The organism is Roseomonas alba, assembly GCF_019430885.1.
In the GTDB taxonomy this organism is placed as follows: Bacteria; Pseudomonadota; Alphaproteobacteria; order Acetobacterales; family Acetobacteraceae; genus Neoroseomonas; species Neoroseomonas alba.
The window spans coordinates 168,507-190,589 of the sequence record NZ_JAHYBZ010000007.1 but is presented as its reverse complement, the minus strand read 5'-3'; the positions used below and the strand labels follow the sequence as shown (position 1 = coordinate 190,589).

The window sequence follows — 22,083 nt, the reverse complement described above, 5'->3', positions numbered from 1 at the left end:
CGGGAGCGTTTCATGTTTTTCAGACGAGGCCTCGCAGCCACCTTCGCGGCTGCCTGCATGGCATTTGCGGGCACCGCCCAGGCCCAGCAGAATACCAATCCGAGCCCGACGCTCGATGCCATCCGCGCGCGCGGACAGCTCATCTGCGGCATCCATACCGGCGTCGCCGGCTTCGCCTCGCCGGACAGCCGCGGCGTGTGGCAGGGGCTCGACGTCGATCTCTGCCGGGGCCTCGCGGCGGCGATCTTCAACGACCCGTCCAAGGTGCGCTTCGTGCCGCTCTCGTCCTCGACGCGCTTCACCGCGCTGGGGGCGGGCGAGATCGACGTGCTGTTCCGCACCTCGACCGAGACCATGCTGCGCGACACCACGCTCGGCCTGCGCTTCGCCACGACCTATTTCTATGACGGCCACGGCTTCATGGTGCGCGCCAATTCCGGCGTGCAGCGCGTGCGCGACATGGATGGCGCGACGATCTGCCTGATCCAGGGCACGACGAATGAGCAGGTGACCGCGGATTATTTCCGCTCGGTGAATGTGCGCTTCCAGCCGGTCGTGTTCGAACGCACCGACCAGGCGGCCGCGGCACTCGCCGCCGGGCGCTGCGACAGCTTCGGCACCGACGCCTCGCAGCTCGCTGCCGTGCGGTCCAGCATGCCCACGCCGGCGGATTGGACCATCCTGCCGGAGCGCTTCTCCAAGGAGCCCTACGGCGCCTATGTCCGCCGCGGCGACGACAACTGGTTCGACATCGTGCGCTGGTACACCACCGCCATCATCGAGGCGGAGGAGCAGGGCATCACTCAGGCCAATGCCGAGGAACAGCGCCGCACCAGCGTGAACCCGAACACACGCCGCCTGTTGGGCGTGACGCCGGAACTCGGCCAGTCGATCAAGCTCGACCCGGCCTGGGCCTACAACGCCATCCGCGCGATCGGGAACTATGGCGAACTCTACGAGCGCACCATGGGTGAGGACACCCCGGTCGCTCTGCCGCGCGGGCCGAACCGGCTGTGGACCAATGGCGGGCTGCTCTACGCCCTGCCGATGCGGTGATGCGTTGTCGGGAATGCGCCACACGGCGCATTCCCGCGCGCGGTACCGGGCCGCACCCCTCAACCAGGCGCCGGCCGCCAGCCGGGCGGCGCGAGTTCGAAGCCGGCGAAGTCGAAGGCCGGCGAGACGGTGCAACCCACCAGCGTCCAGCGCCCCAACGACACTGCCGACTGCCACCACCCCTTCGGCACCATCGCGAAAGGCCGCTGATGCCGCGCCAGGTTGGGGCCGAGATGCTCCGACTGCGTCTCGTGCCCATCGGATGACAGGGACAGCGCCAGCGGCGCGCCCGCGTACCAATGCCAGGCCTCGGCCGCATCGACGCGGTGCCAGTGGCTGATCTCCCCCGCCGCGAGCAGGAAGTAGATCGCCGTCCCGGCCCCGCGCGACCCGTCCGGCGGGGCATCGCGCCAGATCTCGCGGTAATGCCCGCCCTCGGGATGCGGGGCGAGGTCCAGCGCCTCGATCACCTGCGTCGCGGTGACCGAGGCATCGCGCAGATCGATCACGGCCGCGGCCTCAACGGAAATTGTCCTTCGCCGTGCGGATGCGGGCGAGCGTCGCCACGTCCCGCGCGCGCAGGAAGGGATTGGTCGCGAGTTCCAGTCCCATCGTCGTCGGCACTGTCGGCTTGCCCGCGGCGCGCAGCGCATCGACCTCCTTCGCACGGGCCTGCAATGCGACGTTCTCCGGCTCAACCGTCAGGGCGAAGCGGGCATTGCTCTGGGTGTATTCATGGCCGCAGCAGACCAGCGTCTCCGCCGGCAGGGCGGCCAGGCGCTGGAGACTGTCGAACATCTCCGCCGCCGTGCCCTCGATCAGCCGGCCGCAGCCCAGCGAGAACAGCGTGTCCCCGCACAGCACGAAGCCGCATTCGGGGAAGTACAGCGCGACATGGCCGCGGGTATGTCCGTCGCTCGCCAGCACCTTCATCGGCACGCCGAGCACATCGACCGTCTGGCCGGGCTCCACGACGATGTCGAGCGGCGGCAGGCGATGCGCATCCGCCTTCGCCCCCAGCACCTTGGCGCCGTAGCGGTCCACCAGCTCCTTCACGCCGTCGACGTGGTCGCCGTGATGATGCGTCAGCAGGATCAGGTCGAGACCCTTGCCCATCGCCTCGACCGCCGCGATGACGGGCGCTGCCTCGCCCGGGTCGCACACCGCGACGCGGCCATCCGGCGCGCGGAGCACCCAGGCGTAATTGTCGGACAGGCAGGGCAGGGCGGTGACGGTGACGGGCATGGGCTGCTCCTGGAAGATGCGCGGGGGGCATCCCACCCCGCGCCACTCTCCCCTATATCCCGCGCATGACTGGAGAGGTCCACGGGCTCGCCGCATTCTATGCCTCGCCCCCCGGGGCGATGGCCCGAAGGCTGCTTGGCCAGAGACTGCACCTGCTGTGGCCTTCCCTGCGCGGCCTGGCCGTGCTCGGCATCGGCCATGCCGGGCCGTATCTGCCGCTTTGGCAGGACGAGGCGGCGCGCGCCGTCGCCCTTTCCCCCGCCCAGCTCGCTCCGGAGGCCACCGGTGCTGCGCTGATCGCGGAGGAGGAGCGGCTGCCCTTCCCGGACCTCAGCTTCGACCGCGTGCTGCTGGTCCATGGTCTTGAGACCAGCGAGAACACGCGCCGCCTCCTGCGCGAGGTCTGGCGGGTGCTGAAGGATGACGGCCGCGTGCTGGTGGTGGCCCCGAATCGCCGGGGGCTCTGGGCCCATGCCGAGCACACCCCCTTCGGCCACGGCCAGCCCTATTCGCCGGGCCAGGTGACGCGGCTGCTGGAACGGCACCTGTTCCGGGCGCTGCGACGCGATTCGGCGCTGTATGTCCCGCCTTTCCGCCCCTTCCTGCGTACGGCCGGGGCCTGGGAGGCGCTGGGGCGCGCGGTATGGCCGGCGCGCCACGCGGGCCTCGCCATTGTCGAGGCGCGGAAGGAATTGCTGGCGGTCCGGCCAGCCGGGTCGCTGGCGGTGGGGCGGGTGGTGGTGCCGGCCTGATGCGCGGGGCGCCGCCCGCGGGCCGGACCCCGGTGAGGGCGACGGCGACGACGGGAAGAGGCGTCCCGGTGCTGGTGCTTTCGAAGTTGGAGGGGCGCCGCCCCTCCAAACCACCCCGCCAAGTGCTTGGAGCACTTGGAACGCAGTCTTTCGGCACTGGGCACGACAGGAAGAATGTCCCCGCCGAACGCCCTTCATGCGCAAAGGTGGGTTTCGGCACTCATCCTGACCGTGGCACGAGGCGCCAAGTGACGATTTTCATTGGCACTTTGCGCTGATTTCGGAATGAGTGCCCAGGCCTGCCTCTGTGCACGGCACGCGTGGTGGGGGGCGGAAAGCCGCTACCGCACGGCGCCAGGTGACGGTTTCCAAAGGCCTCGGGCCTTTGGTGGAGTGGGGTCCGGGGAGGGGCGAAGCCCCTACCCGGCCCGCCTTCGCCATATCGTCGCGCTTACGGGGCCGGCGCTCTTCCCCATGACTGTGCCTATCCCTTTTAGCCCGATCCACGCGGCCCTCCCCCCACCGGCCGTTCCGGGCTATCCCCCGCGCCATGGCCCAGCCTCTCGACCCATCCTCCCGTGCCCTGCTGCTCCGCCTCTGGCACGGGCATATCGTCGGACATCGTCGCGGCATCGTGCTCGCGCTGGCCTGCACGCTCGGCGTCGCCGCGACCACGGCGCTCTATCCGGTGGTCATCCAGCAATCCTTCGACCGCTATACGGAAGGTCGGCACGACTGGCTGTGGCTGGTGCCGATCGTCATCATCCTCGTCACCTCGCTGAAGGCCATCGCCCAGTTCGGCCAGGCGACCGCGATCCAGTCCGTCGTCCTGCACGTCATCGAAGGCTTGCAGAACGACCTGTTCCGGGCGCTGACTCGCGCCGACCTCGCCACCGTGGCGCGTGAGGCGCCGGCCCGCCACGCGGCTCGCTTCACCACCGATGCCGCCCTGATCCGCGAGGCCCTGACCAAATCCATCAGCGCCGTCGCCGATGCGCTGACGGTGGTCGGCCTGGTCGCCTCGATGGTCTGGCTCGACTGGCAGATGTCGCTGATCGGCGCCGCGCTTTACCCGATCGCGGTGGTGCCCATCCTGCGGCTTGGCAAGCGCATCCGCCGCGCTTCGGGCGGCATGCAGGAACGGGTGGGCGAGGCCGCCGCGGCGCTCACGGAATCCTTCGGCGCCGCCCGCGTCGTCCGCGCCTATCGCCTGGAGGAAGCCGAGGAAGCCCGCGCCGCCGGCCTTTTCGCCCGGCTGCGCGAGAGCCTGTATCATATCGCCCGCACCCGCGCCTCGCTCGACCCGATGCTGGAGGCGCTGGGCGGTTTCGCCGTCGCCGCCGTGCTGGTCTTCGTCGGCTGGCGCGTTTCCTCTGGCTCGGGGACGGTCGGCGAGTTCACCGGCTTCGTCGCCGCGCTGCTGATCGCCTCGCGTCCCGCCCGGGCGCTGGGCTCGCTGAATTCGGCGCTGCAGGAGGGGCTCGCCGGCCTCGCCCGCGTCTATGGCGTGGTCGATGTCAGGCGCCGCATCGTCGACGCGCCCGACGCGAAGCCGCTGCCGCCAGGCCATGGCCGCATCGCCTTCGCCGGTGTCGGCTTCACCTATGACGACGTGCCGGATGCTGCGTTGTCCGGCCTGACCTTCGCGGCCGAACCGGGCCAGACCGTGGCCCTGGTCGGGCCGTCCGGCGCAGGCAAGTCCACCGCCATCGCCCTGGTCCCCCGCCTCTATGACCCGACAGAGGGCTGGGTGCTGATCGACGGCGCCGATATCCGCAGCGTGACGATCGCCTCGCTGCGCGACGCCATTGCCTATGTCGGGCAGGAGGCGACGATCTTCGACGACACCGCCTTCGCCAACATCGCCTGCGGCCGTCCCGGCGCGACGCGGGAGGAAGTGGAGGCCGCCGCCCAGGCCGCCGCCGCCCATGATTTCCTCTCCGCCCTGCCGCAGGGTTACGAGACGGTTCTCGGCACGGGCGGGTCGCGGCTGTCTGGCGGGCAGCGGCAGCGTGTCTCTCTGGCGCGCGCCCTGCTGCGGAACCCGCGCATCCTGCTGCTGGACGAAGCGACCAGCGCACTGGACACCGAGAACGAGGCCCTGATCCAACAGGCGCTGGCCCGCCTGCGCGCCGGGCGCACGACTCTGGTCATCGCCCATCGCCTCGCCACGGTGCGCGATGCCGACCGGATCGTGGTCATGGACAAGGGCCGCGCCGTTGAACAGGGGACGCATGCGGAATTGATGGTCGAGGACGGTCTCTACGCCCGTCTGGTGCGCAGCCAGGCTTTCGGCTGACCGGAGAGGGGCTTTGCGCCCTGTCCGAAAGCGCACCCCACCGAAGGCCGAAGGGCCTTCCTGATCGCTGGCCTGCTTCCGCCACGGATTGGAGGGGCTTTGCCCCTCCAAACCACCCCAGCAAAGGCCGAAAGGCCTTTGCAAACCGCGACTTGGCGCCGTGCACCACCGGCAGAATCAACGCCGAAACCCGCGTTTGCGCAGCAAGCGCGCTTGGCGGACCCAGCAGATCTGTCGTGCCCAATACCAAGAAGACAGCGGCCCAGCCGCCCCGATGGCGGGGCGGAGCCCCTTCGGCGTCTTCCAGCGAAACCATCCAGGCAGTCAGGAAGGCCTCTGGAACGCTCGATCGGGTGCCGGGCACCACAGGCTGGGCCGATGGCGACGTCCGCACCGGCGCGCGAGAAGGTCGGCGCCGTCTTCCAGCCCGGCACCGCGGCCTAAAGCAATTCCGGCGAACTTCCGTTCACCTGCAATGCTCTAGGTGTTTGTTTTTGCGAGCATCTTCACCTGTCCGGATGAGTTCATCCGGACAGGATCTGCTCTAGAGAGGCGAGGCCATTCCCATGATGCAAGCCTCGGCCGCCGTTCATGAGGGCTGCGGGGATCACTCCCCGATGTTCAGCAGCGCGCCGCGCACCCGCGCCTGGTGGAACTGGGCGAGGAAGATCCACGCCGCCACGGCCAGCCAGACGATATCCAGCACGAACGCCCAGGCCAGATGGTCCCAGGCCGTGACACCGTGGGTCAGCGCGGCGCGCATCCCTTCGAAGACATGCGCCGCCGGAATCGTGAGCGCGACAGGCTGCAGCCAGCCCGGCAGGATCGCGACCGGGTAGAACACCGCGGCGAAGGGCGCGATGCCGAACATCACGCCCCAGGCCAGGGCCTCGGCCCCCGCGCCGTGGCGTAGGATGAGCGCGGTGACGGCCAGCGCCACCGCCCAGCCCATTGCCATCAGCGCGGCGACGAACAGCACCAGCACCGGCCCCAGCGTCCACACCCCGAAGCCGTAGAGGAAAAAGGCCAGCACCATCGCCGGCAGTACCGCGGCGACGGTGCGCAGCACGCTCATCGCGGCGAGGCCCGCCACCAGTTCCCACGGCCGCAGCGGCGAGACGAAGAGGTGCCCCAGATTGCGCGACCAGACTTCCTCGAGGAAGGAGATGGCGAAGCCCATCTGGCTGCGCAGCGTCACCTCCCACAACAGCACGCCACCGAGCAGCACGCCCGCCGCGACCGATGCCGTATTGCCCTGCACGCCGGCGAGATAGGCGGTGATGAAGCCCCACACCACCATCTGCAGCACCGGCCAGTACATCAGCTCCAGCACCCGCGGCCAGGACCGGCGGTAGAGCGCCAGGTGCCGATACATCAGGCCCCAGATGCGGCGCGCGGCGGAACCGGTCATGGGTTGGCTCCGAAGCGGAGGGGGCGCTGCCCCCTCGGGATCTCCCCCGTCAGGCTGCCGTGCAGCCTGGACCGCCGGGACTTGGTGCCCGGCAGGCCCGTCACATGAAACCCTCCAAGCGCGCTTCGTGCGCAAGCGCGGGCTTTGGTATCCGTCCCGCCAGCGGCGCCCGGTGCCAAGTGACGGTTTCCAAAGGCCACAGGGCCTTTGGTGGGGAGGGTCCGGGAGGGGCAAAACCCCTCCCGCGCGCCGCGCCTCATGCCACGCTCTCCCGCGCCCGTCCGCGTGCGATGTCGAGGAACACCTCCTCCAGATCGTCCCGCCCGTAGCGTTGCAGCAGGTCGTCCGGGCTGCCCGCATCCACCACGCTGCCGCCCTTCAGCATCAGCACGTGCGAGCACAGCCGCTCCACCTCCGCCATGTTGTGGCTGGCGAGCAGCATCGCCGCGCCGCTGTCCGCGCGGTAGCGTTCCAGCGCGCTGCGCACCCAGTCGCCGGTGTCGGGGTCGAGGCTCGCCGTGGGTTCGTCGAGCAACAGCAGCGCCGGCTTGTTGATGAGTGCCTTGGCCAGCGCGACGCGCGTCTTCTGCCCGGCGCTGAGCTGACCCGCGGGGCGCCTGGCGAATTCGGTCAGCGCGAAATGTTCCAGCAATTCCGCGATGCGGTGCTTCATGTCCGGCACGCTGTAGAGATGCGCATAGACGCGCAGGTTCTCCTCCACGGTCAGGCGATGCGGCAGCGCGATGTAGGGGGAGGAGAAGTTCATCCGCGCCAGTGCCGCGAAACGGTCCGTCGCCATGTCGTGCCCGAGCGCGACGACGCGGCCCGCGCTCGGCACCAGCAGGCCGAGCAGCATGGCGATGGTGGTGGATTTCCCCGCCCCGTTGCCGCCGAGCAGCCCCCAGGTCTGGCCCAGGGGCATGGTGAAGCTCAGCCCGTCCACGGCCGGCCGGTCGCCGGGGCGGTAGGTCTTGGTGAGGCCCTCGACGAGCAGCGCTGGCGTTTCCATCAGCGCCCATATCGGCGCTTCCGCGCCGGTCGCCAATGGGGCGTCAGCCCTGCGGCCGCCGGCCTTCCATCAGCCTGCCCTGGAACAGAGTGATGCCCATCTCCCACCCCCAGGCGATGGCGGCGGGACGGTCGACGCCGGACAGCACCACGGCGTCCGGCGCGCTGGGCATGGCCGCGCGCAGCGCCTCGGCCTGGGGGGAGCCGAGGGCGGGCAGGGCATCCGACCAGCGCAGCCGCACCAGCGCGATACCCGCCCGTGCGGGCGGCAGGGTGACCAGGGCCGAGGGGCCCGTCGCGTCCAGCATGGTGCGGTGCCCGCGCGCGCGCAGGAGGTCGCGCGCGAAGGCGAAGCCCGCCGGATCCATCGCCGCGTCCTCGATCGCGAGCGCCACGGTCAGGTCCCCGCGCAGCGCCAGCGGCCACAGCGCATCGAGCCGGAGGAAATCCGGAGAGGTCACCGCATCGATGCCGAGCGCGAGGCTGATCGGCCCGATGCGGCGCAGCTCCTCGGTGCGCGCCAGTCCTGCGAGCAGACGCCGGTCCAGCACGCGCCGCAGCCGCCGCGTCAGCCCGGGGGCGAGCCTCAGCTCGGTCCCCGGCAGCAGCGCGTCGCGCACATCGTGCAGGGACAGGCGCAGATCCTCCCACAACGCCTCGGGCGCACCGCCGCCGGGCGTCAGGCGACAGACCTTGCGCCGCCGCAGGAAGGCCGAGACATCGGCCGAGGCGAGCGCCCGTTCCGCCCCGGTGATCGCTTCCCCGTTCGGCGCGCGCCCCGTTGCCGTCTGGGTGGCGGCGCGGACGGCCGCCAGCAGGCCGAGCGATTCCTCGACCGCCGCCAGCACCGCCGCCGCCTGGTCGGGCAGCCGCAGCAGGGATATCGAGGCCGCCGCCTCGGCCGGTTCCAGCATGTCGGCCAGGCTGCGCTCGGCCTCCAGCAGGTGATGGGCCGGGCAAGGTTCGATCGCCACCAGCCCGCCGCGCGGCAGGGCGAAGACCCGGGTGCGGGAGGTCCGGCGCAGCCCGTCCCAGGCGCTGCGCAGCAGGGAGATCTGCGGCTCCCGCCGGCGAGCGGGGGCGAGGCGGCCGGGTCGGAACACCAGCACGCGGCGCTCGACGCCGGCGGCGACGGCTTCGCGCACCAGCCCGGCCAGGGCGACTGCCGCGGCTGCGCCCGGCGAGGGCCCCATGGCCCCGAGGACGGGCACTTCCTCCAACGTCATGATGCCGCCTCGGCCGGCAGCAGCCCCGCGAGCAGGGCGCGGTCGGCGCAGCCCTGGCGGCCCTCCGTCGTCGCGGCCCGGGCGCGGGCGGCACAGGCGGTGCGGGTGCAGGCTGTGGCATGGGCGCAGGCGGCCATGCGTTTCGCGGCCATTAGCGTGTCGATCCAAGGGCCGGCGAAGCGGGCGATGCCGAGGCCGAACCCCCATTCCAGCGCCGGCGACCCGTCGCAGCCGGTCAGCACCAGCCGGGCGGGATCGACGCGCCGCAGGGCGCTGGCGGCGGCGCGGTCGGCAAGCGCCGGTGACCAGCGCAGCAGCAGCAGGTCAGCCGGTAACGCTTCCGGCGCCAGCAGGGCGAGCCGTGTCGCGTTCAGCCCCCGCACCGCCAGGCCCCAGCCCGCCTGGCGCAGGGCCGCGCGGCGTTCCGCGAGGCCGTCGGTCATGGCTTCGCCGACCGACAATGTGGCGACGAGGGCCGGGGCGGGGGCAGGTTCCTCCTCCGCGGCCGGGGCGGGCAGCTCGGGCAGCAGGGCGAGCGGCAGGTCGATCAGCAGCGGTACGGGCGGCATGGCGCCGAGCAGTCCGTCGCGCCGCGCCGGCTCGGCGAGGGCGGCGAGCAGCCGCCCGCGCAGCCGGTCGCGGGCATGCCGTGCGACGTCGCCATCCTGCGCCGCCGGCCCCAGATGTGGCGCCACGGCGGCGACCGGCAGGCGCAGGCGCAGCAGGGCCAAGCGTTGCGGGGCACCGCGAGCGATGTACAGCACCCCGTCCCGCCGCAGCAGCGCGGGCAAGGGCGCGGCATCGGCCAGGGCCTCGATGCCCGTGGCAGAAGGGGCGACCGCCTGTGCCGGGGCAGCGGGGGCGAGGCCGGGCAGGGCGAGCAGCCGCGCCGCGCCTTCGGGCAGATCGAGCCGTTCGACAGCGGCTCCCAGCAGCCCTTCGAGCAGGTCGGCGACGCGTGTGCCGTCGACCGAGGCGGCCTCGGTCAGCAGCAGGTCGCCCTCGGCGGTTTCCAGCACCGTGCCGCCGCGTGGCCGGCCGGCTTCCTCGAGCAGGGCGAGCGCGACCCGCCGGCGTGCGGGCATTGCCGGCGCGGCGAGGCGCAGGGCCAACCGGCCCGGCGGTCCCCGCAGGGTGCGGCGGATGGCGTCCGCCCCAGGCCCCGATGGCGCGGGCGCGGCCTCCTGGGCGGCGGGACTCTCCGACACGGGCATTCTGGCATCCTGCGCAGGCGCGGCCGGACGACCAGCGCGCAGGGGCCAGCATCGGCCGGGCGGATGAACGAAGCGTTGCGCCCGGACCCCCATCGAAACTTCGCAGCGGATCGCCTATATTGCGCAAAGTTCATGTCGGAGACGCCAAGACCGATGCGCCGCACCGCCACTTTCCTGACCGCCATGGCCGCCCTGGCCCTGGTCCTCGCGCCCGCGCTGGCCGAGGCCCGGGCCGGGGGCGGCTTCTCCTCGGGCAGCCGCGGCAGCCGGACCTATTCCGCGCCGCCCTCGACGCCGACCGCGCCCAGCGGCGGCACCCAGTTCAACCGCACCACGACGCCACAGCCGGGCTCCCCGGCGACCAGCCCCGCCGCGCGTCCCGGCACCGTGCCGGGGGCAGCGCCGAATCGCGGCTTCTTCGGATCCTTCGGCGGCGCGCTGCTGACCGGCGGGCTGATCGGCGCGCTTCTGGGCTTCGGCCTGTTCGGCGGCGGCGGCGGTTTCGGCGCCATGCTGGGCATGCTGCTGCAGATCGCCCTGATCGGCTTCGCCATCATGTTCGTGATGCGCCTGATCCGTGGTCGCCGCCCGGCGACCGCGGGCGGGCCCGCGCCCTATGCCTATCAGGCGCAGCCCGAGGCGAAGCAGTTCGGCGGCATGGGCGGCATGAAGGCCGCCGAGCCAGTGCGGGCCGGCGGGCCGCTGCAGATCCGCCCGGCCGACTTCCAGGACTTCGAGCAGACGCTGAAGGACATCAACGCCGCCTGGTCGCGGCGTGACCTGCAGGGCCTGCGCACCCTGGCGACGCCGGAGATGGTCGGCTTCTTCGCCCAGGACCTGCGCGACCTCGAGGCCCGCAACTGGCGCAACGAGACGCGCGACATCCGCCTGGAACAGGGCGATCTGGCCGAGGCGTGGAGTGAGGACGGCGAGGACTACGCCACCGTCGCCATGCGATTCTCGATGCTGGACGCGACCTTCGACAATGCGACCAACCAGGTCGTCGAGGGCAGCACGACCCAGCGGCAGACCGCGACCGAGCTCTGGACCTTCGTGCGCAAGGGACCGGGCGGGCGCTGGATGCTGTCGGCGATCCAGCAGACCCAGCCGGCGTGAGGCGGCGCCGGAGAGGGGCAAAGCCGCTCTCCGGACCTCTCCCCGCCACGGGATCCCATTGACGTTGCTGCGCGACGTCAATGGGGACTGATCGGCCCAAGACCTATGGAAGCCGTCAGTTGGTGGTGGGCAGGGCAGGGCGTTCCCAAGAACAGACGACGCACTGTGCCCGGGGGGCGGATTGTTCCTGGGCGTCTTGCCCGCAGCGCGTTTCACCGCACGGGCAAGACCGTCATGCCCGATGCCGAGTTCCGGTAGTCCAGCGTGCACGGCACCCCGGCGGGGTGAGGTTTGGAGAGGGGCGGCGCCCCCCCCAATCACCATCGCCTACTTCGCGGGACTCTTCAGCCGCGATAGGCGCAGCGCCGCGGCCGCGTTCACCGCGTTGTCCGGCATCTTGCCAATCGCGAGCGCGGCGACCTGCCGCACCGTATCCATCGCCTGATGTTCCATGGCCTCCGGTGTCATGCCGCCGATATGCGGTGCGGCGATCACGTCGGGCCGCTGCGCGAGGAACAGCGATGGCCGCTGATCTGCCGCGCGTCCTACATCCATCGCCGCCCCGGCCAGTCGCCCGCTGTCGAGTGCGGCCGCGAGCGCCTGCTCATCCACCAACTCCCCGCGCGAGAGGTTGATAAAGCGCGCCCCCGGCTTCATGCGCGCGAAGGCTGCGGCGTCGAACAAGTCGCGTGTCTCGGGGAGGGAGATGGCGAGGCACACGACGAAATCGGATTCCGCCAGCACCTCCGCGAAGTCGCGCTTCAAGACCCGCGTGTTGGACACGCAGGCATGTGGGTCGGCGGCCAGGACCCGCATGCCGAGGGCGAGCGCGACCTCCGCCAGGCGCTGTCCGATGCGGCCATAGCCGACGATGCCGAGCGTGGCCGCGGAAAGCTGCGTGCCCATCTGCCCGGCGGGTTCCTGGCCGCGCCGATAGGCCTGCACATGTCCCGACACCCCGCGCGCGAGATCGACGAGGAAGCCCAGCGCCAGCTCCGCCACGCTGTCCACGAAACCCGGCGTGGCGCGGGTGACGAGCACGCCCGCCGCGCTCGCCGCCGCGACGTCGATGGTGCTGATGTCGACCGCGACACGCAGGAAGGCGACAAGGTCAGGGGCGGCGGCGAAGGTCTCGGCGGTGCCGGGCGTGGCGCGGTCGGCGACGATGGCCTGGCAGCCGCGCGCGGCCTCGGCGAGGGCCGCGCCGGACAGCACCGTGTCGCCGGGATTGCGGACGACCTCGGCATGCCTGCGCAGCGCAGCGAGGGCGCGGTCGCCGTAGTAGCCGGCGAACATCTCGGGCGTATGGGCCAGGAAGACGCGCATGGGGGTTCCTCCCAGTGTCAGCGGGCGGTCGGGGCGCCCTGCACCTGCCAGTCGCGGACGGCTTCGACGGGCCATAGCAGCATGAGCACATTCAGCGTCAGGTTGTCGCGAATCACCCAGGCCGCGACGCCTTCCAGCGCCAGCACCGCCGCCACCGCCCCCCAGACCGGCAGTCGCGCCGCGATGGCGAAGCCGACCAGCATCGCGACATTGTCGCCGACGGAATTGACGATGCTGTCGCCGTAATAGTCCAGCGAGGCCGTCACCTCCCGATAGCGGTCGATGATGAGCGGCGTGTTCTCCAGCACCTCCCACGCGCCCTCGATGACGAGCGCGGCGACGGCACGCCAGGCGAGGCTCCAGCTCGGCCGCAGCCAGGCGAGCAGCGCATAGAACAGGAAGCCGTGGACGATGTGGGACAGCGTGTACCAGTCGGTCAGGTGCTGGGAATTGCCCGAGGACCAGACCTGGTTCTCCCACAGCTTGACGTATCCGCAGGAGCAGATGGGCACGCGCCCCATGGCGAACTGGATGGCGGCCACCGCGGCGAGGATGCCGACGATCCCCGCCCAGGGCCACCATCGTGCCCTCACGCGCGCCACCGCGCCAAAGCCATCATCACCCCGCCCGCGAGCAGCCCCCAGAAGGCGCCTCCGATGCCGAGGAAGGCAACCCCCGAGGCCGTGACGACGAAGCAGACCAGGGCCGCCTCGCGCCCCTGCGGCGCATGCACGGCGCCGAGCATCGCGCCGCCGAACGGCCCCAGCAGCGCGAGCCCCGCCACCGCCTGGATCAGCACCGGCGGCGCCGACGCCACGAAGGCGGTCACCGCCCCGGCGGCGAGGCCGAAGACGACATAGACCGCCCCGGCCACCACCGCCGCCACCCAGCGCCGGGCCGGGTCGGGCCCTGCGCCGTCCCCTGCGCAGAGTGCTGCGGTGATCGCCGCGAGGTTCACCGCATGCCCGCCAAAGGGCGCGCCCGCCAGGCTGAACAGCCCGGTGGTCGTGAACAGCGGTCCGGCCTCAGGCCGGTATCCGTTGGCCGAGAGCACCGCCAGCCCCGGGATGTTCTGCGAGGCCATGGTCACGATGAACAGCGGCAGCGCGATTCCCGTCAGCGCCGCGACCGAGAAGCCCGGCACCACGATCTCCGGCCGCGGCATCCAGCCCCCTGTTGGCAGGGGCGCCGACGCCGCGATCACCGCGACTGCCACCACCACCGCCGCCGGCACCGCCAGCAGCCGGTTGATCCGCGCCATCACCGCCCAGGCCAGCACGATGGCCAGCCCCGCCACCGGCTGTTCCGCCACCGCCCGCACCGGGGCAAGGCAGAGCGTGAACAGGATCCCCGCCAGCATGGCATTCGCCAGCGGCGCCGGAATGGCCGCGACCGCCCGCCCCAGCGGCTTCCACAGCCCCGCCGCCGTCAGCAGCACGCCGCAGATCAGGAAGGCCCCCACCGCCTCGGCGAAGCCACCCGTCGGAGCGACCGTCGCCGCCAGCAGTGCCGCCCCCGGCGTGGACCAGGCCACGCTGATCGGCAGCCGCAGCCGCAGCGACAGCACGATTCCCGCCAGCCCCATCGCGATCGACAGCGCCATCAGCCCCGAGGCCGCCTGCGACGGCGATGCCCCCACCGCCACCAGCCCCTGCAACACCACGGCGAAGGAGGAGGCAAACCCCACGAACCCGGCCAGCAACCCCGCCGAGACAGCCTGCATCACCGCCGCCCCTTGTGCAGGGAATCGAGCACCGCGCTCATCCGCGCTGCGGCCTCGGGCGTCACCTGGCGCACCTCACGCGCCAGCCGATTCGCGAAATCCGTCACGGCCGGATCGAGCCCCGACGTATCGAGCACCACCCGCGGGTGCGATTGGCGCGCGAGCCGCACCAGTTCCTCGGCATCATCCCAGATCAATCCAAAATACTCGTTCACCTGATGCACCAGCCCGGCCGAAGGCCGGCCCCGACGGCCATGCTCCAGCGCGGAGAGATAGGCCGCGGAGACCTGCAACGCCGCCGCGAGGTCCTTGAGCGTGACGCCGCGCTGCGCCCGCAGGTCACGTAGGCGGGCGCCGAAGGGGGTCACGACGGGGTATGGGCAACAGGCATGATGCGCCGTTATCGGCGATAGCGTCGCGGCTGGGCAAACGTTGGGGGCGTGGAGCAGCGTCGATCCAAGCGCGTCGGGGCCGCCGGGGCAGAACCGGAAAGGCCCTGCCCCGTGCTCGCGACGATATGGCAATGGCGCAGCGGGAGGGGCCCCGCCCCTCCCGAACCCACCCAGCCAAAGGCCGAAAAGGCCTCTGGACACCTTGAGTTGGCGCCGGGCACGACGGGTAGCTGCCTCGCCGCAGCGCGCATCCTGCGCCGTGGGGATCTGCACACGAGTCCCCAGCGCCATGCGGGCGCCTGATCTCGCCATCCTGCGAGAGGAATACACATGGTTCCTCGTGCGGACGGATGGGCGGTGGCCTCGGCCTCGGCGCGACAGTCTGACAGCCGGTTTCCAAAGGCCCTGGGCCTTTGGCGGGGTGGTTTGGAGGGGCAGCGCCCCTCCAAGGATCACGCCCCTGACAGCCGCGTCTTCGCGAAGGGCAGGCTCCGCAGCCTTTGCCCCGTCAGCGCGAACACTGCGTTCGCCACGGCAGGCGGCACCCCCGGTGTGCCGGGTTCACCGACCCCGCCCATCGGCGCGCCGCTTTCCACCACGCGCACATGCACCTGCGGCATGCGGTCACGCCGCAGCACGCGGTAGGTGTCGAAGTTGCGGGTCGCGACTTCGCCGCGGTCGAACTCAATGGCCTCGTACATCGCCGAGGACAGGCCGATCGCCGCGGCGGACTGGACCTGTTCGGCGATGGTGCGCGGGTTGACCACGCGGCCGGGGTCGATCGCGACCCAGATGTCGTGGACGACGACCTCGCCCTCGCTGATCGAGACCTCGGCGATGGTCGCAACCTCCGACCCGAAGGGGGAGGCCATCGCGACGCCGCGGGCGCGGCGCGTGCCGTCCGGCGCGGTGAAAGGCCCCCGGCGCCAGCCGCCGGACAGGTCGGCGGCGGCGTTCAGCAAGGTGCGGTGACGGTCGCTGTGGTCCAGCAGCGACAGGCGCAGCGCGAAGGGGTCCTTGTTCGCCGCGGCGGCGATCTCGTCGAGGAAGCTCTCGAAGAAGAAGTCGTTCATCGAGTGCCCGACCGACCGCCAGAAGCCGAGATTGATCCCCGGCGGATGCGGCACCGGCACGAATTCCACGCGCTTGGTCGCGAAGCGATAGGGCTTACCGGTCAGCCCTTCCATGATCGACCCATCGACCGCCGGCGTGCCGAGGGCGCCCGTGCCGAAATGGCGGGTGATGGGGCCTTCGCCGTGGCCGGCGGCGTGGAAGGCGACGATCTCGCCGGCGACGTTCAGCCCGGCGCGGAAGGTGGCGAGCGCCATGGGGCGATAGGCGTCGCGGGCGAATTCCTCCTCGCGCGTCCAGATTACCTTCACGGGGCGTTCCACCGCCTTGGCGAGCAGGATCGCCTGTGGATGCGCATTCGCCGCGCCATAGGCGAAGTGCCGGCCGAAGAAACCGCCGAGCGGCGGGGAATGGATGCGCACGGCCGAGGGCTCGATGCCGGCGGTCCGCGCGGCGCTGGCCTGGAAGATGTCGGGGGCCTGGTTGGGGACCCAGACGTCCAGCGTGCCGTCCGCGTTGAAGCGCGCGGTGGCTGAGGTAGGCTCCATCTGCGCATGGGCGAGGTAGGGGGCGTCGTACTGCGCTTCGATCACCCGCGTTGCGTTGGAGAAGGCGACGGCGATGTCGCCGGCTTCCTCGGCGGTGTTGCCATGCGTGCCGGCCGCCGCCTTCAGCCGGCCGAGCATGGTGTCGGCGCCAAAGTCGGCCTCCATCACCGGGCCCTGGAGGGCCTGCCAGGCGATCTGCGCCTGGTCCGCGGCTTTCTTCGCATGCCACCAGGTATCGGCGACGACGGCGACCGCGCCGGGCAGGCGATGGACGGAATGCACGCCGGGCAGGGCCTTCAGCGCGTCCTCGTTGGTTACGGCGGCGGGCTGGGCGCCAGCGCGCGGGGCGTGCACCACGGCGGCGAGCAGCATGCCGTCCACCTTGGTGTCGATGGCATAGGCGATCTTGCCGGTGGACCGTTCCCGCACGCCCAGCCGGGCGAGGGGCTGGCCGATGGTGCGGAAGGCCGAGGAATCGCGCAGCGGCGGATTCTCGGGCGGGGCCAGCGCCGCGGCGGCCTGGGCGAGCTCGGCATAGGTAATGCTGCGCTCGCTGGCGCCGGTCCCCTGGACCACGCGGCCGGGCGCGGTGGTGAGCGCCGCCGCCGGCACGGCCAGACGTTGCGCCGCGGCCTCGATCAGCATGGCACGGGCCGTCGCGCCGAGAGTGCGGAAATGCGCGAAGGAGGACCGCACCGAGAAGGACCCGCCGGTGAAGCGGGCATTGCCGCCCTGCATGACGCGGAAATCCTCGCCCGGCGGGGCGCAGGTGACGACGAAGGCGGCCGGGTCGGCGTCCAGCTCCTCGGCGACGATCTGTGCGACGGCCGAATCGATGCCCTGGCCGCCCTCGACGAAGGGATTCTGCAGATGGATCGTGCCGTCCGGGGCGATGCGGAGGTAGGCGTTGACCTTCCCGGCATGGCGCAGCGCGGCCCCCGGCGCGCCCTGGGCGCGCGGCGCGCGGACCGGGATGGCGAGGCCGAGGAACAACCCCGCCCCGGCGGCGGCGAACATGCCGCGGCGGGACAGGTTCACCGGCCGGCGGGCCGGCATGGTGGCGGCGAAGGCCGCGGCGAGGCCGGCGCTCACAGCTTCTCTCCGGCCAGCGAGATGGCCCGCGCGATGGCGTTGTAGGTGCCGCAGCGGCAGATGTTGGTCATCGCCGCCTCGATGTCGTCGCGGGTCGGCTTGGGCGTGGTGGCGAGCAGGGCCGTTGCCGCCATGACCTGGCCGGACTGGCAGTAGCCGCATTGCGGCGCCTGGGCCTCGACCCAGGCATCGACGACGTGACGGCCGATGGGATGGGTCTCGATCGCCTCGATGGTGGTGATCTGGGTGCCCACCGCGGCTTCGACCGGGAAGGAGCAGGAGCGGGTCGCCTGCCCGTCCACCAGCACGGTGCAGGCGCCGCACTGCGCGATACCACAGCCGAATTTCGTCCCGGTCATGCCGAGCTGTTCCCGCAGCACCCAGAGAAGAGGGGTGCCGTCCTCTGCCTCGATCGTCCGGCTGACGCCGTTCACCGTGAGCTCGACCATCGTCTCGCGCCCCTTGCCTGCATTCGGCGGATAGATGGGGTGGGGGCGCGGTGGCGAAAGACCGTGACCGGACGCCCATCGGGGCAATCGGGAAGCACGCCGGCCTCACACTCGGGGGGGCGGCGTCAGGGCCAGGCGACTTCCGGCGGCAGGGACATCAGGATCGCCTCGACATTGCCCCCGGTGCGTAGGCCGAACAGCGTGCCGCGGTCATGCAGCAGGTTGAACTCGACGTAGCGGCCGCGGCGGACGAGCTGGGCGCGGCGTTCCGCCTCGGTCCAGGGCTCGTGCATGCGGCGGCGGATGATGGCGGGATAGGCGTCCAGGAAGGCGAGGCCGACATCCTTGGTGAAGGCGAAATCGGCCTCGATGCCCTTGCCTGGCGTGCGGTCGCCCAGCCAGTCGTAGAAGATGCCGCCGAGCCCGCGCGGTTCGTTGCGGTGGGGCAGGAAGAAGTACTCGTCGCACCACTGCTTGAAGCGCGGATACCAGTCCGGATCGACCTTGTCGCAAGCGGCCTTGTAGGCGGCGTGGAAGCCGGCCGCGTCCTCGGCCGCCTCGGGGCTGTCGGGGAACATCGGCGTCAGGTCGCCGCCGCCGCCGAACCAGGCGCGGGTGGTGACGATGAAGCGGGTGTTCATATGCGCCGCCGGCACGCGCGGGCTGCGCATGTGGGACACCAGGGAGATGCCGGTCGCCATGAAGCGCGGATCGGCCTCGGCACCCGGGATCTGCTTGCGGAACTCCGGCGAGAACTCGCCGAACACGGTCGAGACGTTGACGCCGACCTTCTCGAAGACCCGCCCGCGCATGATCGACATGACGCCGCCGCCGCCCTCGGGCCGCGTCCAGGCGGTGCGCTCGAAGCGGCCTGGCGGCAGGGCGGCGTGCGGGCCGGCGGAGAGCTCATCCTCGATGGACTCGAACGTGGCGCAGATGCGGTCACGCAATGATTCGAACCAGACGCGGGCCGGCTCGGCGAAGGGATGCGCGGTGGCCGCGGCAGGGGCTTCGGTCATGGCGGTCTTCTGCACCGCCGGAGGCGCCGCGGCCATCCCTCCGGCTGAGAGCCTGTTCCGGAAGTCGCCTGATGGCGACTTCCGAGGAGCGGCACCGGCCCGCACGGCCACCCATTCCAGGATACTGACATGGGTGGCCGGGTGGGGGTGCGGGCCGGTGCCGGTCTTTCAAGACAGGCCCTGAGGCAAAAACACCATACTGTGGGCGCATTGCATCGCCGAAGGGCGCGAAGGCGCCGTGGTGGCATGGACACCCCGCGCGGGAGCAACCTATAAGGTCCGCCGCGCGGAGAAGGCAGCGCACGTGGCCGCGTGCCTGCCTTCTACCGCTCCCGGGTGCCCGAATGGCGCCCGGACTCGGGATGATGCGGCCGGCCTCGCCACTACGGCATGCCGGCGGAAGGGATGGTGAGGCATGGCGGATAGTGGAGAGGCCACCGCATCCGGCGGTACGCCGCGGCGGGACTTCCTCAATCTTGTGACGGCGTCCTTCGCCGCCGTGGGCGTCGGCGCCATTGCCTGGCCCTTCATCAACTCCATGCAGCCGGCGCGCGACGTGCTCGCCCTGGCCAGCACCGATGTGGACCTTGCCCCCATCGCGGTGGGCCAGGCCGTCACGGTGATGTGGCGCGGCAAGCCGATCTTCGTGCGCAGCCGTACCGCGCAGGAGATCGAGGCGGCGCGCGCCGTGCCGCTGAACGACCTGAAGGATCCGCAGACCGACCAGGCGCGCATCCAGCGCGATCCCTGGCTCGTCGTCATCGGCATCTGCACCCATCTCGGCTGCGTGCCGCTCGGCCAGAAGCCTACCGATCCGCGCGGCCCCTATGGCGGCTGGTTCTGCCCTTGCCATGGCAGCGCCTATGACACCTCGGGCCGGATCCGGCAGGGACCCGCGCCGCTGAACCTGGCGGTGCCGCCCTATGCCTTCACTTCCGACACCAAGATCCGGATCGGCTGAGGACCCTGCAGATGGCAAGCGGCCTGCATAACAGCGACATCCCCAATCCCGTGCTGCGCTGGATCGACCAGCGCATGCCGATCTTCACCATGATGCAGAAGGAGTATGGCTCCTTCCCGACGCCGCGGAATTTCAACTACTTCTGGAATTTCGGCGCGCTCGCCATGGTCAACCTGATGATCATGATCGCGACGGGCATCTTCCTCGCGATGCACTACACGCCGCATTCCTCGATGGCCTTCGACAGCGTCGAGCGCATCATGCGCGACGTGAATTTCGGCTGGCTGCTGCGCTATGTGCACGCCAACGGCGCGTCGATGTTCTTCATCGTCGTCTACATCCACATCTGGCGCGGCATGTACTACGGGTCCTACAAGGCGCCGCGCGAATTGCTGTGGATGCTGGGCGTCGTCATCTTCCTGCTGATGATGGCCACGGCCTTCATGGGCTACGTGCTGCCCTGGGGCCAGATGTCCTTCTGGGGTGCGACCGTCATCACCAACCTGTTCAGCGCCTTCCCGTTGGTCGGCGAATGGATCGTCACCCTGCTGTGGGGCGGCTTCTCGGTCGACAACGCGACGCTGAACCGCTTCTTCTCCCTGCACTACCTGCTGCCCTTCGTGATCGTCGGCGTGGTGTTCCTCCACATCGTCGCGCTGCACATCACGGGTTCGAACAACCCGCTCGGCATCGAGCCGAAGGGCCCGCAGGACACGCTGCCCTTCCATCCGTACTACACGGCGAAGGACAGCTTTGGCCTGGTGATCTACTTCATCGTCTTCGCGGGGCTGGTGTTCTTCGCGCCGAACTACCTCGGCCACCCGGACAACTATATCCCCGCCGATCCGCTGGTCACGCCGGCGCACATCGTGCCGGAATGGTACTTCCTGCCCTTCTACGCGATCCTGCGTGCGGTGCCGGACAAGCTCGGCGGCGTGCTGATGATGTTCGGCTCCATTCTGGTGTGGTTCGTGCTGCCCTGGCTCGACCGTTCGCCGGTGCGCTCCATGCGCTTCCGTCCGATCGCGCGGATCTGCTTCCTGCTGTGGACCGTGTCCTTCCTGGTGCTGCTGTGGTGCGGCGGCAAGCCGGCCGAGGAGCCCTACGTCACCATCAGCCGCTTCGCCGCGGCCTACTACTTCGCGTATTTCCTGGTGATCCTGCCGCTGCTCTCGCGCATCGAGAAGCCGCTGCCCCTGCCCGAGAGCATCTCCCGCGCCGTCCTCGGCGGCGGGCCGCTGCCCGCCGGCGCCGCGGCGAAGCCGATGGAGAAGGCCTGACCATGCTGCGCACTTCGCTCAAGGCCCTCGCCATCCTTGGCGGCCTGCTCGCCGCCGCACCCGCCGCCCAGGCGGCGGAAGGGGCCGCGCACATCCCGAACCAGGGCTTCTCCTTCCAGGGGCCATTCGGCGTCTATGACCGCGCCAGCGCGCAGCGCGGCTTCCAGGTCTATTCGCAGGTCTGCTCGGCCTGCCATGCGATGCACCTGATGTCCTACCGCAACCTGCGCGACCTCGGCCTGACCGAGCAGCAGGTCGCGGCCATCGCGTCCCAGGTGCAGGTGCAGGACGGCCCGAACGATGAGGGCCAGATGTTCGAGCGGCCGGGCCGCCCGTCCGATCGCTTCCGCAGCCCGTTCCCGAACCCGCAGGCGGCACGTGCGGCAAACAACGGCGCGCTGCCGCCGGATCTGTCCGTCATCGCCAAGGCGCGTGAGGGCGGTGCGAACTACATCTACGCGCTGCTGACCGGCTACGGCGACCCGCCCCCCGACGTTCATATCGCCGAGGGTATGCACTACAACGCCTACTTCCCCGGCCATCAGATCGCCATGGCGCGGCCGCTGAACCCGGACCAGGTCGAATTCGCCGACCACACCCCGGCGACGGTCGAGAACATGGCGCGTGACGTCGCGACCTTCCTGCAATGGGCTGCGGAGCCCGAGCTGGAACTTCGGCATTCCATGGGCATCAAGATCATCGTCTTCCTGCTGGTCCTCGCCGGCCTTGCCTACGCAGTGAAGCGCAAGATCTGGGCGAACGCGCACTGACCAGCATGCGCCGCGGGGGCGGCGCGCTAGAGTATTTCCGGCGAACTTCCGTTCACCTGCAATGCTCTGAGTGTTTGCCTTTGCGAGTATCTTCACCTGTCCAGATGAGTTCATCTGGACAGGAT

Annotated in this window: 20 protein-coding genes; 7 read left to right on the top strand and 13 right to left on the bottom strand. The window is 70.8% G+C overall.

The features are described 5' to 3' along the window. Window positions 1-12 precede the first annotated feature (12 nt). Complete coding sequence (locus tag KPL78_RS20085; protein WP_255569241.1) at window positions 13-1,056, top strand: amino acid ABC transporter substrate-binding protein; 1,044 nt, start codon at window positions 13-15, stop codon at window positions 1,054-1,056. Between the two features lie 59 nt (window positions 1,057-1,115). On the opposite strand, the gene KPL78_RS20080 is transcribed toward KPL78_RS20085, so the two are convergent. Together KPL78_RS20080 and gloB are read right to left on the bottom strand one after the other, a co-directional pair. After that, on the bottom strand, window positions 1,116-1,565 hold the full coding sequence (locus KPL78_RS20080) for a cupin domain-containing protein (RefSeq protein WP_432761286.1): 450 nt from the start codon (window positions 1,563-1,565) through the stop codon (window positions 1,116-1,118). A gap of 10 nt (window positions 1,566-1,575) precedes the next feature. After that, window positions 1,576-2,301: a hydroxyacylglutathione hydrolase gene (gene gloB / locus KPL78_RS20075; protein WP_219764780.1), complete on the bottom strand. Its 726-nt coding sequence runs from the start codon at window positions 2,299-2,301 to the stop codon at window positions 1,576-1,578. 65 nt (window positions 2,302-2,366) lie between these two features. On the opposite strand from gloB, the gene KPL78_RS20070 reads away from it, so the two are divergent. Together KPL78_RS20070 and KPL78_RS20065 are read left to right on the top strand one after the other, a co-directional pair. Further along, window positions 2,367-3,053, top strand: a complete 687-nt coding sequence (locus KPL78_RS20070) for a class I SAM-dependent methyltransferase (RefSeq protein WP_219764779.1) — start codon at window positions 2,367-2,369, stop codon at window positions 3,051-3,053. Window positions 3,054-3,603: 550 nt separating this feature from the next. Then, on the top strand, window positions 3,604-5,352 hold the full coding sequence (locus KPL78_RS20065) for an ABC transporter ATP-binding protein (RefSeq protein ID WP_219764778.1): 1,749 nt from the start codon (window positions 3,604-3,606) through the stop codon (window positions 5,350-5,352). A 607-nt stretch (window positions 5,353-5,959) separates the two neighbouring features. Here KPL78_RS20065 and KPL78_RS20060 read toward each other — a convergent pair. From KPL78_RS20060 to KPL78_RS20045, 4 genes are all read right to left on the bottom strand, one after another. Beyond that, complete coding sequence (locus tag KPL78_RS20060) at window positions 5,960-6,763, bottom strand: ABC transporter permease (RefSeq protein WP_219764777.1); 804 nt, start codon at window positions 6,761-6,763, stop codon at window positions 5,960-5,962. A gap of 256 nt (window positions 6,764-7,019) precedes the next feature. Continuing rightward, window positions 7,020-7,772, bottom strand: coding sequence for an ABC transporter ATP-binding protein (locus tag KPL78_RS20055; RefSeq protein WP_219764776.1), 753 nt, complete (start codon window positions 7,770-7,772; stop codon window positions 7,020-7,022). A 43-nt stretch (window positions 7,773-7,815) separates the two neighbouring features. Then, window positions 7,816-8,997 (bottom strand): hypothetical protein, encoded by a 1,182-nt coding sequence (locus KPL78_RS20050; protein ID WP_219764775.1) that lies wholly within the window; start codon window positions 8,995-8,997, stop codon window positions 7,816-7,818. Further along, the gene (locus KPL78_RS20045; protein WP_219764774.1) at window positions 8,994-10,211 is read right to left on the bottom strand and encodes a hypothetical protein; all 1,218 of its coding nucleotides are present in this window, start codon (window positions 10,209-10,211) and stop codon (window positions 8,994-8,996) included. The genes KPL78_RS20050 and KPL78_RS20045 overlap by 4 nt, the downstream gene beginning before the upstream one ends. A 153-nt stretch (window positions 10,212-10,364) precedes the next feature. Here KPL78_RS20045 and KPL78_RS20040 point away from each other — a divergent pair, with 153 nt between their 5' ends. Then, on the top strand, window positions 10,365-11,327 hold the full coding sequence (locus KPL78_RS20040) for a Tim44 domain-containing protein (protein WP_219764773.1): 963 nt from the start codon (window positions 10,365-10,367) through the stop codon (window positions 11,325-11,327). 327 nt (window positions 11,328-11,654) lie between these two features. On the opposite strand, the gene KPL78_RS20035 is transcribed toward KPL78_RS20040, so the two are convergent. The 7 genes from KPL78_RS20035 to hemF all read right to left on the bottom strand — a co-directional run bounded on the left by KPL78_RS20035 (window position 11,655) and on the right by hemF (window position 18,947). Continuing rightward, complete coding sequence (locus KPL78_RS20035; RefSeq protein WP_219764772.1) at window positions 11,655-12,653, bottom strand: NAD(P)-dependent oxidoreductase; 999 nt, start codon at window positions 12,651-12,653, stop codon at window positions 11,655-11,657. A gap of 17 nt (window positions 12,654-12,670) precedes the next feature. Continuing rightward, complete coding sequence (locus tag KPL78_RS20030) at window positions 12,671-13,246, bottom strand: DUF2585 domain-containing protein (RefSeq protein ID WP_369412794.1); 576 nt, start codon at window positions 13,244-13,246, stop codon at window positions 12,671-12,673. Then, window positions 13,243-14,376 (bottom strand): benzoate/H(+) symporter BenE family transporter, encoded by a 1,134-nt coding sequence (locus tag KPL78_RS20025; RefSeq protein ID WP_219764983.1) that lies wholly within the window; start codon window positions 14,374-14,376, stop codon window positions 13,243-13,245. The genes KPL78_RS20030 and KPL78_RS20025 overlap by 4 nt, the downstream gene beginning before the upstream one ends. Then, the gene (locus tag KPL78_RS20020) at window positions 14,376-14,744 is read right to left on the bottom strand and encodes a helix-turn-helix domain-containing protein (RefSeq protein ID WP_219764770.1); all 369 of its coding nucleotides are present in this window, start codon (window positions 14,742-14,744) and stop codon (window positions 14,376-14,378) included. The genes KPL78_RS20025 and KPL78_RS20020 overlap by 1 nt, the downstream gene beginning before the upstream one ends. A gap of 476 nt (window positions 14,745-15,220) precedes the next feature. Then, window positions 15,221-17,479, bottom strand: a complete 2,259-nt coding sequence (locus KPL78_RS20015) for a xanthine dehydrogenase family protein molybdopterin-binding subunit (RefSeq protein ID WP_369412793.1) — start codon at window positions 17,477-17,479, stop codon at window positions 15,221-15,223. Continuing rightward, the gene (locus KPL78_RS20010) at window positions 17,476-17,928 is read right to left on the bottom strand and encodes a (2Fe-2S)-binding protein (protein ID WP_219764769.1); all 453 of its coding nucleotides are present in this window, start codon (window positions 17,926-17,928) and stop codon (window positions 17,476-17,478) included. The genes KPL78_RS20015 and KPL78_RS20010 overlap by 4 nt, the downstream gene beginning before the upstream one ends. 125 nt (window positions 17,929-18,053) lie before the next feature. Continuing rightward, the gene (hemF, locus tag KPL78_RS20005) at window positions 18,054-18,947 is read right to left on the bottom strand and encodes an oxygen-dependent coproporphyrinogen oxidase (protein ID WP_219764768.1); all 894 of its coding nucleotides are present in this window, start codon (window positions 18,945-18,947) and stop codon (window positions 18,054-18,056) included. A gap of 415 nt (window positions 18,948-19,362) precedes the next feature. Here hemF and petA point away from each other — a divergent pair, with 415 nt between their 5' ends. The 3 genes from petA to KPL78_RS19990 are packed head-to-tail and all read left to right on the top strand — an operon-like array spanning window position 19,363 to window position 21,958. Then, the gene (gene petA, locus KPL78_RS20000; protein ID WP_219764767.1) at window positions 19,363-19,908 is read left to right on the top strand and encodes a ubiquinol-cytochrome c reductase iron-sulfur subunit; all 546 of its coding nucleotides are present in this window, start codon (window positions 19,363-19,365) and stop codon (window positions 19,906-19,908) included. An 11-nt stretch (window positions 19,909-19,919) separates the two neighbouring features. Then, a complete protein-coding gene (locus tag KPL78_RS19995; RefSeq protein ID WP_219764766.1) occupies window positions 19,920-21,188 on the top strand; it encodes a cytochrome b in 1,269 nt (422 codons plus the stop codon). A gap of 2 nt (window positions 21,189-21,190) precedes the next feature. Further along, complete coding sequence (locus KPL78_RS19990; protein WP_219764765.1) at window positions 21,191-21,958, top strand: cytochrome c1; 768 nt, start codon at window positions 21,191-21,193, stop codon at window positions 21,956-21,958. Window positions 21,959-22,083: the final 125 nt, after the last annotated feature.

Coding starts and splice junctions, on each gene's coding strand:
- KPL78_RS20050 (WP_219764775.1), bottom strand. CDS start 8,997: ATGACGTTGGAGGAAGTGCCCGTCCTCGGGGCCATGGGGCCCTCGCCG.
- KPL78_RS19995 (WP_219764766.1), top strand. CDS start 19,920: ATGGCAAGCGGCCTGCATAACAGCGACATCCCCAATCCCGTGCTGCGC.
- KPL78_RS20060 (WP_219764777.1), bottom strand. CDS start 6,763: ATGACCGGTTCCGCCGCGCGCCGCATCTGGGGCCTGATGTATCGGCAC.
- KPL78_RS20040 (WP_219764773.1), top strand. CDS start 10,365: ATGCGCCGCACCGCCACTTTCCTGACCGCCATGGCCGCCCTGGCCCTG.
- KPL78_RS20065 (WP_219764778.1), top strand. CDS start 3,604: ATGGCCCAGCCTCTCGACCCATCCTCCCGTGCCCTGCTGCTCCGCCTC.
- KPL78_RS20010 (WP_219764769.1), bottom strand. CDS start 17,928: ATGGTCGAGCTCACGGTGAACGGCGTCAGCCGGACGATCGAGGCAGAG.
- KPL78_RS20035 (WP_219764772.1), bottom strand. CDS start 12,653: ATGCGCGTCTTCCTGGCCCATACGCCCGAGATGTTCGCCGGCTACTAC.
- gloB (WP_219764780.1), bottom strand. CDS start 2,301: ATGCCCGTCACCGTCACCGCCCTGCCCTGCCTGTCCGACAATTACGCC.
- KPL78_RS20045 (WP_219764774.1), bottom strand. CDS start 10,211: ATGCCCGTGTCGGAGAGTCCCGCCGCCCAGGAGGCCGCGCCCGCGCCA.
- KPL78_RS20085 (WP_255569241.1), top strand. CDS start 13: ATGTTTTTCAGACGAGGCCTCGCAGCCACCTTCGCGGCTGCCTGCATG.
- KPL78_RS20070 (WP_219764779.1), top strand. CDS start 2,367: ATGACTGGAGAGGTCCACGGGCTCGCCGCATTCTATGCCTCGCCCCCC.
- KPL78_RS20025 (WP_219764983.1), bottom strand. CDS start 14,376: ATGCAGGCTGTCTCGGCGGGGTTGCTGGCCGGGTTCGTGGGGTTTGCC.
- hemF (WP_219764768.1), bottom strand. CDS start 18,947: ATGACCGAAGCCCCTGCCGCGGCCACCGCGCATCCCTTCGCCGAGCCG.
- petA (WP_219764767.1), top strand. CDS start 19,363: ATGGCGGATAGTGGAGAGGCCACCGCATCCGGCGGTACGCCGCGGCGG.
- KPL78_RS19990 (WP_219764765.1), top strand. CDS start 21,191: ATGCTGCGCACTTCGCTCAAGGCCCTCGCCATCCTTGGCGGCCTGCTC.
- KPL78_RS20055 (WP_219764776.1), bottom strand. CDS start 7,772: ATGGAAACGCCAGCGCTGCTCGTCGAGGGCCTCACCAAGACCTACCGC.